Annotated in this window: 15 protein-coding genes; 9 read left to right on the top strand and 6 right to left on the bottom strand. The window is 64.5% G+C overall.

Annotated features, from left to right (window positions below; all coding sequences use genetic code 11):
• Positions 1-23: 23 nt before the first annotated feature.
• Entirely contained in the window at positions 24-470 is a 447-nt protein-coding gene (gene smpB, locus ACFIMZ_RS12370; protein WP_042584280.1) for an SsrA-binding protein SmpB, read from the bottom strand.
• Positions 471-567: 97 nt separating this feature from the next.
• Between smpB and ACFIMZ_RS12365 the strand changes: the two genes are divergently transcribed.
• Positions 568-1,005: a type II toxin-antitoxin system RatA family toxin gene (locus tag ACFIMZ_RS12365; RefSeq protein WP_010092083.1), complete on the top strand. Its 438-nt coding sequence runs from the start codon at positions 568-570 to the stop codon at positions 1,003-1,005.
• 4 nt (positions 1,006-1,009) lie between these two features.
• On the top strand, positions 1,010-1,333 hold the full coding sequence (locus ACFIMZ_RS12360; protein ID WP_431819771.1) for an RnfH family protein: 324 nt from the start codon (positions 1,010-1,012) through the stop codon (positions 1,331-1,333).
• 54 nt (positions 1,334-1,387) lie between these two features.
• Here the strand turns inward: ACFIMZ_RS12360 and ACFIMZ_RS12355 are convergent, their stop codons facing one another.
• The 3 genes from ACFIMZ_RS12355 to ACFIMZ_RS12345 all read right to left on the bottom strand — a co-directional run bounded on the left by ACFIMZ_RS12355 (position 1,388) and on the right by ACFIMZ_RS12345 (position 4,416).
• Positions 1,388-2,356 (bottom strand): DMT family transporter, encoded by a 969-nt coding sequence (locus ACFIMZ_RS12355; RefSeq protein WP_431819770.1) that lies wholly within the window; start codon positions 2,354-2,356, stop codon positions 1,388-1,390.
• A 139-nt stretch (positions 2,357-2,495) separates the two neighbouring features.
• Positions 2,496-3,164: a Vgb family protein gene (locus ACFIMZ_RS12350; RefSeq protein WP_431819769.1), complete on the bottom strand. Its 669-nt coding sequence runs from the start codon at positions 3,162-3,164 to the stop codon at positions 2,496-2,498.
• A gap of 31 nt (positions 3,165-3,195) precedes the next feature.
• Entirely contained in the window at positions 3,196-4,416 is a 1,221-nt protein-coding gene (locus tag ACFIMZ_RS12345; RefSeq protein ID WP_431819768.1) for a helix-turn-helix domain-containing protein, read from the bottom strand.
• A gap of 278 nt (positions 4,417-4,694) precedes the next feature.
• Here ACFIMZ_RS12345 and ACFIMZ_RS12340 point away from each other — a divergent pair, with 278 nt between their 5' ends.
• The 7 genes from ACFIMZ_RS12340 (at position 4,695) to ACFIMZ_RS12310 (ending at position 13,267) form a co-directional block, all read left to right on the top strand.
• Positions 4,695-5,021, top strand: a complete 327-nt coding sequence (locus tag ACFIMZ_RS12340; protein WP_431819767.1) for a DUF2182 domain-containing protein — start codon at positions 4,695-4,697, stop codon at positions 5,019-5,021.
• 51 nt (positions 5,022-5,072) lie between these two features.
• The gene (guaB, locus tag ACFIMZ_RS12335) at positions 5,073-6,533 is read left to right on the top strand and encodes an IMP dehydrogenase (RefSeq protein ID WP_431819766.1); all 1,461 of its coding nucleotides are present in this window, start codon (positions 5,073-5,075) and stop codon (positions 6,531-6,533) included.
• A 6-nt stretch (positions 6,534-6,539) separates the two neighbouring features.
• Positions 6,540-7,163, top strand: a complete 624-nt coding sequence (locus ACFIMZ_RS12330) for a hypothetical protein (protein WP_431819765.1) — start codon at positions 6,540-6,542, stop codon at positions 7,161-7,163.
• 110 nt (positions 7,164-7,273) lie between these two features.
• The gene (guaA, locus tag ACFIMZ_RS12325) at positions 7,274-8,893 is read left to right on the top strand and encodes a glutamine-hydrolyzing GMP synthase (RefSeq protein WP_431819764.1); all 1,620 of its coding nucleotides are present in this window, start codon (positions 7,274-7,276) and stop codon (positions 8,891-8,893) included.
• A 580-nt stretch (positions 8,894-9,473) separates the two neighbouring features.
• Positions 9,474-9,920 carry a DUF4231 domain-containing protein gene (locus ACFIMZ_RS12320; RefSeq protein WP_431819763.1) on the top strand — a complete coding sequence of 149 codons (447 nt, stop codon included), beginning with the start codon at positions 9,474-9,476 and terminating at the stop codon, positions 9,918-9,920.
• Positions 9,921-10,257: 337 nt separating this feature from the next.
• Complete coding sequence (locus tag ACFIMZ_RS12315; protein ID WP_431819762.1) at positions 10,258-11,307, top strand: hypothetical protein; 1,050 nt, start codon at positions 10,258-10,260, stop codon at positions 11,305-11,307.
• Between the two features lie 10 nt (positions 11,308-11,317).
• A complete protein-coding gene (locus ACFIMZ_RS12310; RefSeq protein WP_431819761.1) occupies positions 11,318-13,267 on the top strand; it encodes a hypothetical protein in 1,950 nt (649 codons plus the stop codon).
• Positions 13,268-13,313: 46 nt separating this feature from the next.
• Here the strand turns inward: ACFIMZ_RS12310 and ACFIMZ_RS12305 are convergent, their stop codons facing one another.
• Both ACFIMZ_RS12305 and ACFIMZ_RS12300 read right to left on the bottom strand, forming a co-directional pair.
• The gene (locus tag ACFIMZ_RS12305) at positions 13,314-14,075 is read right to left on the bottom strand and encodes a hypothetical protein (RefSeq protein WP_431819760.1); all 762 of its coding nucleotides are present in this window, start codon (positions 14,073-14,075) and stop codon (positions 13,314-13,316) included.
• Positions 14,076-14,239: 164 nt separating this feature from the next.
• Complete coding sequence (locus ACFIMZ_RS12300) at positions 14,240-17,692, bottom strand: hypothetical protein (RefSeq protein WP_431819759.1); 3,453 nt, start codon at positions 17,690-17,692, stop codon at positions 14,240-14,242.
• Position 17,693 lies beyond the last annotated feature (1 nt).

Genomic DNA, 17,693 nt, shown 5'->3' with positions numbered 1-17,693 from the left:
CATGCGACGCAACGGCGTGCGCGTCAGGTGCCGGCGCGCATGATGCGTGCCTTCTCGCGCTCCCAGTCGCGCTTCTTCTCGGTTTCGCGCTTGTCGTGCAGCTTCTTGCCTTTCGCTAGGCCGATGTCGCATTTCACGCGGCCGCCCTTGTAGTGGAAGTTCAGCGGCACGAGCGTGTAGCCGCGCTGCTCGACCTTGCCGATCAGTTTCTTGATCTCCTCGGCATGCAGCAGCAGCTTGCGGGTGCGCAGCGGATCGGGCTTGATGTGCGTCGAGGCCTCGGGCAGCGGGCTGATGTGCGTGCCGATCAGGAAGATCTCGGCGTTCTTCACGATCACGTAGCCTTCCTTGATCTGGCCGCGCCCGGCGCGCAGCGCCTTGACTTCCCAGCCCTCGAGCACGAGCCCCGCCTCGTAGCGTTCCTCGATGTGGTAATCGAAGTGCGCTTTCCTGTTGTCGATGATGCTCATGAAAGGATCGGGCCAACTCGTTTAAAATCACAATTTTAGCAAAGCGGGGCGAGAATCGCCCGGCTTGCGTTCCCACCTTTGCGATGCCGCGTGATTTATGGCAGATGTCCAGAAAACCGTATTGATCCGTCATTCGGCGGAACAGATGTTCGACCTCGTCACCGACGTTGCCGATTACCCCAATTTCCTGCCCTGGTGCGGCGGCATCGAGATCCGCCGTCAGGACGAGAACGGGATGGAGGCGCGCATCGACATCAACTTCAAGGGCATCAAGCAGCATTTCGCGACGCGCAACACGCAGCAGCGCCCGACGCGCATCGACATGGAGTTCGCGGACGGCCCGTTCAAGAAATTCACCGGCTCGTGGCGCTTCACGGCGCTGCGCGCCGATGCGTGCAAGATCGAATTCTCGCTGCATTACGAGTTCTCGAACATCCTGCTCGAGAAGATCATCGGGCCAGTGTTCAGCCACATCGCGAACACGTTCGTCGATTCGTTCGTCAAGCGCGCCGACCAGCGCTACGGGAAGGGGTGACGCGATGCTGTCGATCGAAGTCTGCTACGCGCTGCCGGAGCGCCAGACGCTGATTCCGGTCACGTTGCCGGACGGCGCGACCGTCCGCGCGGCGATCGACGCGAGCGGCGTGCTCGCGCTGCATCCGGAGATCGATCTCGAGCACGCGAAGACCGGCGTGTTCGGCAAGCTCGCGCCGCTCGACACGCCGCTCGCCGACCACGACCGCGTCGAGATCTACCGGCCGCTGATCGTCGATCCGAAGGTCGCGCGCCAGCGCCGCGTCGAAAAATCCCGCCGCGAGGGCTCCGTCGAGGGCCGCAAGTGGCAGCACAAGGACTCGCGCTGATCCGCGCGATCCGGCGCTGATTTATCCGATTCGTCCGATCAAACCCTGCCGCGCTCAGTGCGCGGTGAGGTTTGCATTCAGCGGGTCGTCCTTTGCGTGCGTGTCGCTGTGCCGGCGCACCGAGCCGTAGACGCCCGCGAGCAGCAGCACGAGCGCCGCGATCTCGAGCACGCGCGGCAGCCGGTGGTCGTAGACGAACGCGTACAGCAGCGCGAACACGGTCTCGAACACGATCAGCTGGCCCGACAGCGTCAGCGGCAGGCGCTTCGACGCGGCGTTCCACAGCCCGTTGCCGAGCCACGACGCGCCGATCGCGAGACCGAGGTTCAGCAGCCAGAACAACTGCCAGCGCGACGCGGGCAGCGCCGCCTGCAGCGTACCGGCGGGCGCCGCGAGGATGCCGAGCCAGCACAGGGCGCCGATCAGGCCCGTCACGACGCCCCACAGCACCGACCATTCATTGCCGCTGAAATGATGATGCCGCTGCAGGTAGCGGGCATTCGCGACCGCGTACCAGGTCCAGCTCGCGAGCGCGCCCGCCGCGCACGCGATGCCGGCGAGTTTCTGCGCGAGTGTCGTCGCGTGCGCGGCTTCGGACGTGAACAGGTCGACGTTGATGCACGCGATGCCGGCGACGACGAGCGCGAGCGGGCCGGCCAGCCGCCTGAGCGGCACCGCGCCGTGGTCGCCGAGGCCGGCGAGCGTGACGGTCACGGGCAGCACGCCGACGATCAGCGAGGTGGGCCCGATGCCGATCAGGTGCACCGCGCCGGACAGCAGCATGTAGTAGGCGACATTGCCGACCAGCGCGAGCTTCGCGAGCGCGACGAAATCCTCGCGGGTCAGGCGCGCGAGCAGCGAGCGCGCGACCGGCAGCGCGGCCGCGAGCGACACGAGGCCGTACATCGCGTAGCGGCCGGCGCTCAGCAGCAGCGGCGAGAAGTCGGTCAACAGCCGCGGAACCAGGAACACCATGCCCCACAGGGCGCCCGCCAATACTCCGTACACCACACCGCGCTGCATCGACTTCTCCGACTGAATCACTGACGAGCGCGCATCTTAGCGGTGTCGGCGGGAAGGCGTCTTGTTCAATCCTGCACTCGGCGGGCGATGGCATGGCGTTGGCGAACGCCGCGCGCGTCGTCGGCAGGGGAGACTTTGCCTATTGATCCGTCGAATCGGTCGATGCCGTCGCGACGCGTGCGGGACGACGCACGGCCCGAATCTTCCTGCTGTCGCCGCCGCCGCAGAAGAAGCGGTCGCCGCCGTCGGATTCGAGCCCCGACACGCCGACGCCCGGCGGCATGTCGAGCCGTTCGAGCACCTGGCCCGATTGCGGATCGACCCGCCGCAGCTCGCTTGCGTCGCCTTCCCAGGTGCCGTGCCACAGCTCGCCGTCGACCCAGGTCACGCCGGTGACGAAGCGGTTCGATTCGATCGTGCGCAGCACCGCGCCGGTCTGCGGATCGATCTGATGAATCTTCCGCTCGCGATACTGGCCGACCCACAACGTCCCTTCGGCCCACGCGAGTCCCGAATCGCCGCCGCCGCCGGGCGCGGGGATCGTCGCGAGCACGCGGCCGGTCTGCGAATCGATTTTCTCGATGCGGTTCTCGACGATCTGGAACAGGTGCCGGCCGTCGAAGGCCGTGCCCGCATGCGCGGCGACGTCGAGCGCGCGCAGCATCTCGCCGCTGTCCGGATCGAGCGCGTTCAGCCGGTCGCCGGACGCGAACCAGACCTGCCGGCCGTCGAACGTGACGCCGTGCACGCCGTCGACACCTGGAAAGGGGCCGTATTCACGGATGATGTCTGCCGCGGATCGTTTCATGTCGCCGTCCTCGTCGTTCGGTTACGTCATCCTAGTCGCCCGGCAGCGGCGCGGGGAGTAACAAGGTCGTCGCGAATCCCGGCACGGGCGGCGTCGTCCAGCGGCGCGCCCGCCCGCGGCCGAACGTCTGCACCTTGCCTGCCTCCGCGAGCGCGTCGAGCGCTCGCTGCACGGTGCGCTGGCTCGCGCCGAGCGCGAGGGCGAGCGCTGAGCTCGACCACGCTTCGCCGTCGGCGAGGAGGGCGAGCACCGACGCATGCTTCTCGTCGACCGGGCGCGCGAGCACGACGACCTCGCGCGCGCCGTGCGGCTCGAGCGCGAAGCCGCGCGCGGTCGCGGTCACGTTTGCGAGCGGCCGGAGCATCGCGCGCAGCCGGCCGATTTCGACGCGCAGGCGCGCGCGATGCGATTCGTCCGCTTGCCGCGCGCGGAATGCGTGGGCGACGAGCGTGTCTCTCGGCACGTCCGCCGGCCACGCCTCGCCGAGCGCACGCGCCAGCGCGAACAGCACCGGCCGCCGCGCGAGCGGGATCGCCGTGCGCGCGTCGCGCACGACATGGCGGCACGCATCCACGACGACGGCGTCCGACGCCAGCAGCGCTTGCACTTCGTCGAGCAGCAGGAGCCGCGCGCCGCCGGGCGCGATCCGGCGGGCGGCCGGCGCATCGAGGATGCCGCGCGCACAGTCGATCTCGGCGGTCAGCGCGGCGATCCCGGCGTCGTGCGCGGCCAGTCGCGCACGGGCGAGCGCCGCGCGCGCGGCGCCGGGCCGGACGCGCCGCATCGCGATGCCGGCGGCGACGAGTTCGTGCGCGGCGCGCGACGCCGCCGGCAGTGGCGCCGGATCGAGGCCGGCGAGCGCGCGCTCGGCGTCGTCGAGGCGCCCGATCAGCAGCAGCCGGCGCACTTCGAGGAGGCGTGCATGCGCGGCATTGACGTGATCGCCGTGCGCTTCGAGCGTGATGCGTGCGGCGTCGAGCGCACGGGGCGGCCAGCCGAGGTCGCGCGACGCGAGCGCGATCTCGGCGTCCGCGACGACGCAGCGCGCGCGGGCCACGGCCTCCTTCGGGCCGAACGCGCGCGCCGCGCTGCGCACGAGCGCCTTCGCGCGCTCGAAGTCGCCGAGCTGCGCCATCGCGATGCCGCGCAGCGCGAGCGCGGGGGCATCGTCGCGCAGCGCGACCCGGTTCAGCGCGCCGAGCGGGTCACCCGCGGCGAGCGCGCGGGCCGCGGCCGTAATCAGCGAATCCATCCGAATCCCGACACACTTGTCATTCCCGCGGTTCGTGGCCCGGCACTAATCTAGCACCACACCCCCCGCGCGGCACGCCGTTCCGGCCGCGGGCCATGCAATGCAGGACACCGGAAGGCGGGGCGCACGATGACGACACATCTCACCGGGACGCGCGACGAACGGCTGGCGGCGCGGCTGCCCGGCGTGGCGCAAGCGTTCCCCGTTTTTGCCGCCGTCGTGGTCCTGCTCGCGGGCGCGCTGCAGTTCACCGCGCGGAAGGCGGGTCGGCTCGCCTGTTGCCGGGGTGGGGCGGCGCATGGCGGGACGGCCTGCGGGCCGGTTGCCGTCGCGGCGCGTGCTGCGCGAACCTGCTGGCGATCGCGCTGGCGGCCGGCATCATGGACCTGCGAGTGATGGCCGCGGTGGCGGCCGCCATGACCGCCGAGCGTCTGGCGCCACGCGGCGCGGATCGTCGGGGGCGCGGCCGGGCTGGCGTGAAGGCGCGCGCGAACGGACACGCCGGCATCGAAAACGAAACCGGATCGAAAACGACTCGAACGGCGATGCGAACGATTCGGGGCCCCAAGCGCCGGAAAACGGCTAAGCCATTGTTCGTGTTGTGAAATTCAGCCGCACTTCGCGTATAATTCGATTTTGCGCCCATAGGATTTGCCATGCGTCTGATCCAAAAAGCACTCACTTTCGATGACGTGCTCCTCGTCCCGGCCTTCTCCGACGTTCTGCCGCGCGACACCAGCCTCAAAACCCAGCTGACCCGCAACATCTCCCTGAACATGCCGCTCGTGTCCGCCGCGATGGACACGGTCACCGAAGGTCGCCTCGCGATCGCGATGGCGCAGCAAGGCGGCGTCGGCATCGTCCACAAGAACCTCACGCCCGCCGAGCAGGCCCGAGAAGTCGCGAAGGTCAAGCGCTTCGAGTCCGGCGTCGTCCGCGACCCGATCACGGTGCCGCCGCAGATGAAGGTGCGCGATGTGATCGCGCTGTCGCGCCAGCATGGCATTTCGGGCTTCCCGGTCGTCGAGGGCCCGCAACTCGTCGGCATCGTCACGAACCGCGACCTGCGCTTCGAATCCCGCCTCGACGAGCCGGTCAAGTCGATCATGACGCCGCGCGAGCGCCTCGTGACGGTCAAGGAAGGCACGCCGCTCGCCGAAGCGAAGGCGCTGATGCACAGCCACCGCCTCGAGCGCGTGCTGGTCGTCAACGACGCATTCGAGCTGCGCGGCCTGATGACCGTCAAGGACATCACCAAGCAGACCGAGCACCCGGACGCGTGCAAGGACGAGCACGGCAAGCTGCGCGCAGGCGCGGCGGTCGGCGTCGGCCCTGACAACGAAGAACGCGTCGAGCTGCTGGTGCAGGCGGGCGTCGACGTGATCGTCGTCGATACCGCGCACGGTCACAGCAAGGGCGTGCTGGAGCGCGTGCGCTGGGTCAAGCAGAACTTCCCGCACGTCGAGGTGATCGGCGGCAACATCGCGACGGCCTCGGCGGCGAAGGCGCTGGTCGAGTACGGCGCGGACGCGGTGAAGGTCGGCATCGGCCCCGGCTCGATCTGCACGACGCGGATCGTCGCGGGCGTCGGCGTGCCGCAGATCAGCGCGATCGCGAACGTGTCCGACGCGCTGCGCGGCACCGGCGTGCCGTGCATCGCCGACGGCGGCATCCGCTTCTCGGGCGACGTGTCGAAGGCGCTCGCCGCCGGCGCGAACGCGGTGATGATGGGCAGCATGTTTGCGGGCACCGAAGAGGCGCCGGGCGACGTGTTCCTGTACCAGGGCCGCCAGTACAAGTCGTACCGCGGCATGGGCTCCGTCGGCGCGATGAAGGACGGCGCGGCGGACCGCTACTTCCAGGACAACTCCGCGAACATCGACAAGCTCGTGCCGGAAGGCATCGAAGGCCGTGTCGCGTACAAGGGTTCGGTCAACGCAATCATCTTCCAGCTGATCGGCGGCGTGCGCGCGAGCATGGGCTACTGCGGCTGCAAGACGATCGCCGAGCTGCACGAGAAGGCCGAATTCGTCCAGATCACCGCGGCGGGCATGCGCGAGTCGCACGTGCACGACGTGCAGATCACGAAGGAAGCGCCGAACTATCACGTGGACTAAGCGCCGATGAAACCGCTGCTGCGAGCCGTGCTGGTCGTCGATGCCGTGCTGCTGCTGGCGTTCGGCGTGCTGTTCGTGCTGACGCCCTGGCACGCGCTGTTCAACGCGCTGCAGCTCGCGAACATCGAGCCGGCGATGCTCGGCCAGGCGTTCGGCATCGCGCTGCTCGGCCTCGGCTGGCTCGCGGCGCACGCAGCGGTCAACGGCGATCTGACGGCGCCTGTCGCGCGCGCGGTCGGCCATGTGAACTGGCTGACCGGCGTGCTGACGATCGTGTGGGCGATCGGCTCGCACGGTCCGGCGCTGGCGGCCGCTGGCCAGTTGCTGTCGGCGGCGGCCGGCGTCGTGCTGTTCGTGCTCGGCCTCGGCGGCGTGCGACTGGCTTCGGCCGTGCGGCGGCGCGAGAAGGCGCAGGCGCTCGAAGCCCGCACGGCGCAGCGTCCGACCGAGCCGGCGGCGGTTGCGCCGCAGCGGGTCGAGCCGGTCGTCGCCCGTCCGGCGGCGCCGGCGGCAACGTCCACCGCAGCGGCGCCTACCGCAGCGGCGGCCGCACCGTCCGGCGCGCCTGCCGCGTCCGGCAAGGCGTCGGCCGACGTCGCGCTGGACGAGCGTCCGCCGATGCAGGAATGACCGGCCGTGCGTCGCGCGCCCGTTTCGCCCGACGCCGCCGTCCATGCTTTTGACGCAGCGCGCGATGCGCTGCTTTTCTTATCCGTTTGTTCTTCATCCCGTCCGCAGCCATGCACGACAAAATCCTGATTCTCGACTTCGGTTCGCAAGTCACCCAACTGATCGCGCGGCGCGTGCGCGAAGCGCACGTCTATTGCGAGATTCATCCGAACGACGTGTCCGACGACTTCGTCCGCGAGTTCGCGCCGAAGGCCGTGATCCTGTCGGGCAGCCACGCGAGCACGTACGAAGACCATCAGCTGCGCGCACCGCAGGCCGTGTGGGATCTCGGCGTGCCGGTGCTCGGCATCTGCTACGGCATGCAGACGATGGCCGTGCAGCTCGGCGGCAAGGTCGAATGGAGCGACCACCGCGAATTCGGCTACGCGGAAATGCGCGCGCACGGCCATACGCGCCTGCTGAACGGCATCGAGGATTTCACGACGGCCGAAGGCCACGGGATGCTGAAGGTCTGGATGAGCCACGGCGACAAGGTCGCCGAGCTGCCGCCGGGCTTCAAGCTGATGGCGTCGACGCCGAGCTGCCCGATCGCCGGCATGGCCGACGAGGCGCGCGGCTACTACGCGGTGCAGTTCCACCCGGAAGTCACGCACACCGTGAAGGGCCGCCAGATGCTCGAGCGCTTCGTGCTCGACATCGCCGGCGCGAAGCCGGACTGGATCATGCGCAATCACATCGAGGAAGCCGTTGCGCGCATCCGTGAGCAGGTCGGCGACGAGGAAGTGATCCTCGGCCTGTCGGGCGGCGTCGATTCGAGCGTCGCGGCAGCGCTGATCCACCGCGCGATCGGCGACCAGCTGACCTGCGTGTTCGTCGACCACGGCCTGCTGCGCCTGAACGAAGGCCAGATGGTGCTCGACATGTTCGAGGGCCGCCTGCATGCGAAGGTCGTGCACGTCGACGCATCGGAGCAGTTCCTCGGCCACCTGGCCGGCGTGACCGATCCCGAAGCCAAGCGCAAGATCATCGGCCGCGAGTTCGTCGAGGTGTTCCAGGCCGAGGCGAAGAAGCTGTCGAAGGCGAAGTGGCTCGCGCAGGGCACGATCTATCCGGACGTGGTCGAATCGGGCGGCACGAAGACGAAGAAGGCGACGACGATCAAGAGCCACCACAACGTCGGCGGCCTGCCGGAGACGCTCGGCCTGAAGCTGCTCGAGCCGCTGCGCGACCTGTTCAAGGACGAGGTGCGCGAGCTGGGCGTCGCGCTCGGCCTGCCGCCGGAAATGGTGTACCGCCATCCGTTCCCGGGCCCGGGCCTCGGCGTGCGGATTCTCGGCGAGGTGAAGCGCGAGTACGCGGACCTGCTGCGCCGCGCGGACGCGATCTTCATCGAGGAGCTGCGCAACACGACCGCGACCGCGCAGGATGCGGCGGCGGGCCTGTGCGGCGAAGCCGACGTCGGCAAGAGCTGGTACGACCTCACGAGCCAGGCGTTCGCGGTGTTCCTGCCGGTGAAGTCGGTCGGCGTGATGGGCGACGGCCGCACGTACGACTACGTGACGTCGCTGCGCGCGGTGCAGACCACCGACTTCATGACCGCGCACTGGGCGCACCTGCCGTACGCGCTGCTGGGCCGCGCGTCGAACCGGATCATCAACGAGGTGCGCGGGATCAATCGCGTCGTGTATGACATCTCGGGGAAGCCGCCGGCGACGATCGAGTGGGAATGATCCAAACCGATCCCGAGACGTTCCGCGAGTACTGGCTTTTCCTGTTTTTCATTTAAAAAACAGGGGGCATGAGCTGGTCCTGCAAAGTTGAACGGTTGAAGGTTGGGCACCCAAGGGCTGAGTTCCGTACTGCACGGGACTCAGCCTTTTTGATTTGAGCTTGATGCGTGCTTCTTCGCTTGCACCAGCGCATCGGCAGGATGTCGTTTCATTGCACCAACGTGAATCGAATCTGCGCTCATTGGTCAGCAATGTGTCAGGGCGTTGAAAAAATCCGCCGGCAAAATCGATGCCCAAAGGAACTGGCTGGACGCTCGGGAAAATGCTAGCTGTATCGGCCGAATGGAGTTACTAGCCTTATTAGAACGAAGAATCCGATCGCCGATCCAATTGGACAAAAGAAATTGCAACTTGCATTCCGCATTCGGCGCACCGCCACGGACCGGCGCGATGATGACAGCCATGCGCTGATAGCGAAAGCGACGGACGGCTCCGTGTGATGCGTTTGTGCGTCGTGCCGGCGGGATCCGACGGAGTGCTGATCAAGTCGTGAGATCAACGCAATAAACGGAGCGCGCGAATGAGCGACGAGCGGACCGTGACGCTTGACCGTCTGGAAGATCAGATCAAGTGGTATGACCACAAAAGCATTTCGGCACAGCGACGCTACAAATTGCTGAAACTGCTCCAGATGGTTACCGCCGCCGTGATCCCGCTGCTCGCCATCTTCTCTGCTGCACAGTGGCAGAAGGTGAACGCGACACTAGGCCTGTGCGTGTTGATCCTGGAAGGTGTCCAGCAGCTCAATCAATATCAGCATAACTGGATTACCTACCGCTCGACGTGCGAATCCTTGAAGCACGAAAAATACACCTATCTCGCGTCTGCCGGTCCGTATGCGGGCGCCGAAAACCGCTTGGCGACGCTGGCAGATCGCATCGAAGGACTGATATCCCAAGAGCACGCAAAATGGGTTTCAACGCAAGAGCAGATGCGGTCACCTCGGGGCCTCGACACGGCAGGTTGAACGCCCTGCATTTTGCATAGGTCTGTTCCGGCCGCGATGCGAGTCGATTGCTCCTGGCTTGCGTATTGCCGCGTCGCGAGCGTTGGGACAGGGGCGCTAACGAAGCAGTTCATCCAGATTTGCATTGGGTCAGCATTTAGGTGGCCGTGGCGTATCCGCTTGCGTCCTTGAAGACCTCGACGCTTTCCGCCACAGGCCGTACTGCCGTCTATCCCAAGCGAAGGCAATTCGCCCGGGGAGCGCCATGAGAGTTTCCCGGGGTGTCACTCCGTCGCATTGCCCGGTTCGTCGATCGCCTTGTGTGCTTGGGTGCTTCAAGACGGCGCTTGGTGCAGCGGTGGGCGCGATTCTCGGTGCAATTGCGGTCAGTAGCGGCGCGCATGCGCAAGGACCATGGTCCGGGATGGCAAACAATGGCACCGCCGGCACCGCCGAGGATTGCGTATCGCGGAGTCGGGACGCTTGCGGCGCACCGGCAACGAAGACCGGGCAGATTGCCGACGCACAGACACCGCCGGCAGCGGATGCCGGTACGTCCGACTCACGTTCCTCACTGCCGGAACGCGTTGACACTCCCGAGCAGCCGCTCGGACTCGCCGTGAACGTAGGCCTGACCTACGACGATAACGTGTCGCGCGCGCGCGCTGCCGAAGACAAGCTATCAAGCCAGTCGCTCGGTGCAACCGCAAGCAAGGTCTTTCTCATTCCATTGAGCGGCTCATGGCAACTCCTGCTGAATGGCTTTGCCGGGGGCGACGCCGTTCGCGCCTATACGAAATTGTCGCGCCTGTTCGTCGGTCTTCACGGCGAGATCCGCTATCGTCATTCGTCGTCCTTCTTTAGCCCGACGCTCGCGCTGTTTTCTCGCATCTCTGGAGAGGAGTACGGTTCCGATCTGCGCAGAGGCTATCGCTATTCCTTCGGTGCTTCAATAGAACAGCCGCTGACCGATCGCATTACGTTGTCTGGATCCATTGCACACAATCGGCGCGACGCGAAAAGCGCCGTGTTCGACACAAGTGACAACTCTGTACGGCTCAACCTTGATTATGCGACCGTGGCAACAGGGTCCTTCTATGTGAGCGCGGAATATCATCTCGGCGATACGGTCTCGTCAGGGCGGATGTCGCTTGCAAATATCGATATCGCAGAGGTTTTCGTCCGGGACGACGCGTTCAACCGCAGCGATTTCTTCAGCTATCGAACCAGAGCCAGGACGGTGTTTGCGTCGATCGGCTATAGCCACCCCGTCGGCGAGAAAGGCTCGCTTGATTTTTCCTGGCGATATGCACACGCGACGCCCACTGCAACGCCGAATTTCCCTGGCGCGGGCAACTCACCGTATACGGACAATCAGTTCACGGTCGCCTACCAGATGCATTTCTGAGGACATAGCCATGCGCTCAAATTGGCTGATCGGTTGCGCGGTGTTCGTGGCGGCGGTGCTCCTGCTGGCGGGTTGCAGCGGCGGAAGCGGCAACGACGTGTCTCCGGCGGCTCCGCCCATTGCCGCGCCGACGGGAGCCGACATGTTCCTTCTATTCCCGAACCCGCAAGTGCAGCCGGACGGTTCGTTCCAGACCAATACCGAGGCTTACGCCCAGGCCTACTATGCTGCGATCGACCCGACCAACGCGAAGGACACGTTGGACAAGTGGAAAGCGGCAAATGGCTTCGGTAGCGGAACGGGAGCGGAGATGGCGGCCATATTCGGTGACGTTCGGGATCTCGGCTACGGCCGCCGTATGGTTGCCCGGGTCGATCCGGCTCGCCAGTCCATTGCATTTCTCGTCGAGAACTACCTTGCCAGTCCTGGCGGAGCGTACGGTTTCTCGAGCTTGAGCATGGACGCCGCGGTATTGGGCGATTCGCGCTGGCGCATCCATTACAACGCCATTGAATTCAGTCCGGGTCCTAAGGGCGGTGTGCCGTTTGCGAAGTTCTACAATTTCGATCCTGTCACCGGGCAGAGGCAACTGACGATCGATATGGATGGACGTGGCCGCAAGGCGATGCCTGCCGTCTGCTTCTCCTGCCATGGCGGACGCGCTGACGCGCTCACCCTGGATATGAACGGAAATCCGGTGTTCGGTCACGTGCAGTACGCGCAGTCCCAGGCCGACGGTGATGCACAGGCCCGACTGCAGCCATTTGAAGTAGGGAGCTTCGATTTTTCCGCCATGACGGGACATACGCGTGCGGACTACGAAGCGATCCTGAAGGCGATGAACAAGTTGGTGCTGTGCACTTACCCGGTGGCCGCGGCCGCGCCAGCCGGGCAAACCAACTGCCCGGATTATCCGGTATTCAATCGCGCGGCCAACTCCAGCGAATGGCAGGGCAAGCCCGCCATGCTGATAAAGAAAGCCTACGGCGGCGAGGGTTTGCCCGCCACCACCTACCTGGATTCGTATCTTCCTCAGACATGGTCAAGCGCGGGCCAAGGAACGCTGTACCTCAACGTTGTCGCGCAATCGTGTCGTGCGTGCCACATGCTGCGCGGAAGCAAGGGCAGCGACGAAATTGACTTCGACGATTTCAACGGCTTCGTGACGTACAAGCAGCTTATCAAGCACGATGTGATCGATCGAGGAACAATGCCGCTGGCCAAGATCGTCTACGACAATTTCTGGAAGTCGGGCGAACCTGAACTGCTCGCAAGTTTTCTCGAGTCGTCGCCAAACGCCCAGGCCGTACGGGATACGAGTGGCGCGGTTCTGCAGCCTGGGCGGCCGATTGCCGATCCCGGGCCGGACCGGGCGGTCAATTCAGGCCCGGTCAGGTTGAGCGCCGCGGACAGCAGGTTCGCGGACACGTATCGCTGGACCATTGTCGGCGATCCGGCCGGCGCAGTGCTGAGCGATGCCAGCAGTTCTTCACCCATCTTCACGCCGAAAGTGCCAGGGCTTTATGTGTTGCAGCTCGTTGTGAGTCGCGGCAACGCAACAAGCGCGCCGGCGCTGTTGAGAATAAGCGTCAATGGCTCCGGAGTCGCCGATCCGAGCCAGCTCCGCTTGGCGGATATCCTCGCCGTCCTGCAGGGCACGCAGAACAATCCGCGCTGTCTGGCATGTCATGGGTTGCCTCCGCTTTCTGCGTCGATTCCCCCGCTGAACTACCAAGATCCTGTCGGCCTGTATCAGAACATCCGCAGCCGCATCAACTTTGCCGACATCAACGCGAGCCCGTTGTTACAGAAGCCCGCTGGACTGGAGGGCCACGGTGGTGGTCTTCAGGGCGGTTTTAACCTGTTCGGGCCGCCGACTCAAGCGACTGCGATGCCCGCTGGGCGCGAATCCTACGATCTCTTCGTCAATTGGATCATGAATGGCGCACCCGAGAAATAGCGGCCGTAACGTGGCCTGCACCCACGCCTCGGCGTTGCAGGCCGCTTCACGGCGTGTAATTTCGCATCGACGGCACACCATAGCGCGCATCCGGCAATGCCGGAAAGGATCGCGGCAATTCTCGTCCGACCAGCGTTTCGATCAGCGCGAGTTCCTGATCGGTGTGGTTCTTGAAGGGCGCGGGAAGAATGCTCTTTCCCGGATTCTTGTTGCCCGGAAGGATATAGAGCGGTCTGTTGTGGTGAGTCGACACAACCGTGTCCGTGCTTTGCGGGTCATCCTTTGCGGCGACTTTGGTGGCGCCGTAGCAGGTACAAAAGTACGTTTGTTCCGGATCGGCTTCGAGATACAACCCCGTCCCGCGAATGCCGATTGATGCCGAGGGCGTCTCGATCCGAACCGGCCGCCCCGGAGCAAACACGGAAAGCAGCTTTCCGTTGAGCAGCTTCATGTTGCCGACGATCTCGGATACCGGATCGTCGGCCGCTGCGGACAGCACGAGATTGCTGTCGTTGCGCAGGAGCATCGACGTTTCGCCGACGACGAAGATGAGCTGGCTGCGAGGCCCGGTCTCCACCGTATCTCCGGGTTTGATATGGGAGTCGATGGTCGCCGGCTTGCCGTTGATCTTGCAGGTGCCGTCAACGCTATATATCGATTGACCCGGCGGGAGCTTGGCCGGCCTGCCGCCGAAAATGCCGGCGGCAATCGCATTGCCTGCACCTGTCGATGCGGCGAAAAATCCGGCGGCAAGCGCGCGGATCAGAATCCGTCGACGGGGGTCGTCCGCATCACCGAAACGTTGCATAGATGCTCCGCGTTCAGGTACTGCTCGACTTGAAGACCTGGAATACATCGGGGATGCACGGTATTTCTGCTGATTCGGCAAGCGGTGCAGAAGAGCGAGACCCAATACATGCTGCGCGCTTCGCAGTATTAAGGTACGCCAAATAATGGCGTCATTCCAGATATTTAATCGCACTTCTCAGGTGCAGGCAGCGATACGCAGGTCTTGTGATAGCCTCCCGTGCGCACATATCTTTTCCACTCGTCGCAGCTCAAGTTCCGATTGGCAATTCGGCAAGCCTCCGAAGAAGCATCCGCCGGGTCGACGCGCCAAAGCATGATCTTGCTGTCAAGCCCTCCGGAGGCCACATGTATGCCATCCGGGCTGAACGCGACGCTTTGGAGCCGCTCGGCGTGGCCCTCCAGCACGGTCGCAACGGGTGTTTCACCGTCCAGGTCCCAGACGATCACCTTCTTGTCCCAGCCGACCGATGCCAGCTGCGTGCCGTCCGGACTGAACGCGACGCCAAGCACCGGCTCGGTATGCGCGTCGAGCGTTGCCAGCAGGGTGTTGTCGGTCATGTTCCACAGGCACACGGTCCCGTCCCAGCTCGAAGACGCGAGTCGGGTGCCATCCCGGCTGAAGGCGACGCTTGAGACGGCATTGCCATGCTTCTCGAGTATCGCGATCTGGCGATGGCGGTCGATGTCCCACAAGAGCACGCCGTGTTTCGCGCTCGCGATTGCCAGTTTCCTACCGTCGGGGCTAAACGCCACGGAGAAGTACGGGCCGGTCCGTATCGGCAAGGTTGCGGGCGGACTGTGCGCGTTGACATCCCAGATCGTGACGGCGTTTTCACTGGCTCCGGCGATGAACCGACCATCGTGACTGAACGCTACGCCCGAAACCTTTCCACTCGATGCATCGAACGACTTCAATGGTGTTGCGTGGTCGATGTCCCAAAGCTCTACCGTGCCATCCCAACTGCCTGACGCGAGCAATTTTCCATCGGGGCTGACGGCAATGCTGCTGACCAATTTCTTGTGCAGACGGGGTAGCGTTGCCACACGCTTTCCGGTCTCGACGTCCCATATGGTGATGTCGTCGTCAGAGCCTGACGACACAAGATGCTTGCCGTCGGCGCTGAACGCAAGGCTCATGACGGAACCTTCGAGACTCTGTAGCGGCGCGGCGAATCGCGTATCGGGCATTTCCCACAAGATCACCGACTTGTCGGCGCTGGACGACGCAAGCCGCATTCCATCCGGACTGAATGCTGCCGAGAAGATCTTTGCGGAATGCCCTTTCAAGGTGGCGGTGGGTATGCCGGTCGACATGTCCCATACGATCAGGCTCCTGTCCGCGCTGGCGGACACGATTCGCCGGCCGTCGCGGCTGAACGAAACGGCATAAACCGCCGCCGTATGGCCGACGAAGGATCGCACACTCGCATAGCTGTCCGTATTCAGGACGATCACGGAACCATTGGCACCCGACATGGCGAGGTACTTGCCGTCCGGGCTGAATGCAACGCTCAACACTTTGCCGATGTGAACCGGAAGACTGAGCTGACGCCTGTTGTCGCCGAGCGCCCAAATGGCGACCGTTCCATCCCAGCTCGACGATGCGACCCGCTTGCCATCCGGACTGAAGGCGACGCCGGTCACCGTGTCCGTGTGTCCGTCGAGGGTAGCAACAGGCCTGCCGCTTTCCACGCTCCAAATCATGACGGTTCTGTCCGCGCCGCCGGAAGCCAGCAACTTGCCGTCGGGGCTGAACGCGATGCTGGTGACAGGGCCTTCATGTCCTCGAAAGACGGTGACGGACGTGTGGCTATCCATGTTCCAGAGCGTCACGGTGCCATCCGCATTTGCCGAGGCCAATTGCCTGGCGTGCGGGCGGAACGCAATGCCATAAACCTCGTCGCCATGCCCGGTGATTTTCGCAATCGGCTTGTGTTGTTCCACGTCCCACAGCATGACGCTGCCGTCGTAGCTACCGGAAGCGAGCGTCTTGCCGTCGTCGCTGAACGCAACACTGAATACCGGCTTCTGGTGACCGTGCAAATACGCGGATATATAGGGCTGGCGAAGGAAGCGTGGGATGAAAGCCAGCGCATCAGACCGATTCTTCGATATCTGCAGAGCCTCGAGGTGCAACAACAAAGACGTGTCGTACCGGCGGCTTTCGAGTTTGTCGGCGCTTGCGATCAGCGCGTCATGTCGGGCGTGTGCGCGCAACGAATAGCTTTCCCATGCAAAAACAGCGGCGACGACGATCAGCGCGGCGGCGGACAACGCTCCGATATGCACGAAGAAGGCGTTGCGCTGGTTGATGCGCTGCTGGGCGAGGGCGGCATGCTCGCGCGCATGCGCCGCCTGCTCGGCTTCGCTTGCACGGCGGTTGTCCCGGCTTTCCTTGACGACGCGCGTCAGCACATCGTGAGTCAACTCGATGCGGCGAACGCCGCGCCGCTCATCGATCCGTAGCAGGCGGCGGCGCACCAGTTGTTCGAGGCCTTGCGCGCTCACGCCGGGCAAAGCGAGTGCGTCCTCGAAATCGTAGCTGTCGCGATACCCTCGGTCGGTGATCAGTTCGTCTTCCACGAAGGCCCGCAAGTGCGGATCACAGCCATCCATGCTGCGCGCATAGAATCCCGAGAGAATTTCGCGGTCGGCACGTTCGATCAGGTCAAACGTAATGGACTCGCGCGGCGGACGGCTTTCACGCCTTTTGCGATTCAGCTCGCTGCACACCACGCTGAGCAGGGCGGGGTCGATTTCGATGTGTTCGAATTCCGATTGATCGACGGGCGGCGCGGCCGTGTTCTGCCAGGCAAGACGAATGATGCTGCGCGCGCTCTCGTCATTGACGAGATGCCCGCCGGCTTCGGTGATGACACGATACGCTTGCGCTCCGTCCATCGCCAGCAGACGAAAACGGTTGTACATGAGCGATGGTATCTGCTCCTTCAGGCCCTCGACTTCAGCGAGGAAGTCCTCACGAAAGCTCAACAGGAGCTTCGCTCGAGACCGCTTGAACTCGAAGCGGCTGGCACACGAGGGATCCGCTTCCAGTGCCAGCGTGACCATCTCCGGCGGATGGTTTTCGACAAGGTTGCCGAGCGAGGCGACGAACTGCGCCAAGCGATTTCGCGACCCATCGGCATCCGGGCCTGACGTGAATATTTCCTCAAACTGGTCGAGCACAATGACGGGCGTGACCGGCCGGTTGCGTGCGCTCCAGAATTCGACGTCACGCCGGTGAAAGAACGACCATAGGCTCTCGTCGGCCACCGGTTGCGCGGCGTGCACGTGAAAGGCCTCACATTCCGTCTGTAACGTGCGAAACACCTGCTCGGTGAGAGGCGGCGCATTCTCGGCATGATCCAGACGCACGTAGACGGGCAGGTAGTCGTGATCTCGCAGCAGGGGAAAGAGACCGGCTTTGAGCAGCGACGTCTTGCCTAAACCCGATCGGCCAAGCAACACGGTCAGGTTTTCGCGCTGAACGAGGCGGTGGAGCTCGCGCGACTCGACGGTCCTGCCGAAGAAGTACCCGTGATCCGCCTCGTCAAAAGGATCCAGGCCGGGCCACGGATTGTCCGGTGTCAGCGCCTCGCGTCCGGGGCCAAGCATG

Source organism: Burkholderia sp. F1, from assembly GCF_050813845.1.
GTDB classification, from domain to species: Bacteria; Pseudomonadota; Gammaproteobacteria; order Burkholderiales; family Burkholderiaceae; genus Burkholderia; species Burkholderia ubonensis.
Note: the sequence above shows the minus strand (reverse complement) of the source record. Positions and strands in the feature narration are given on the sequence as shown.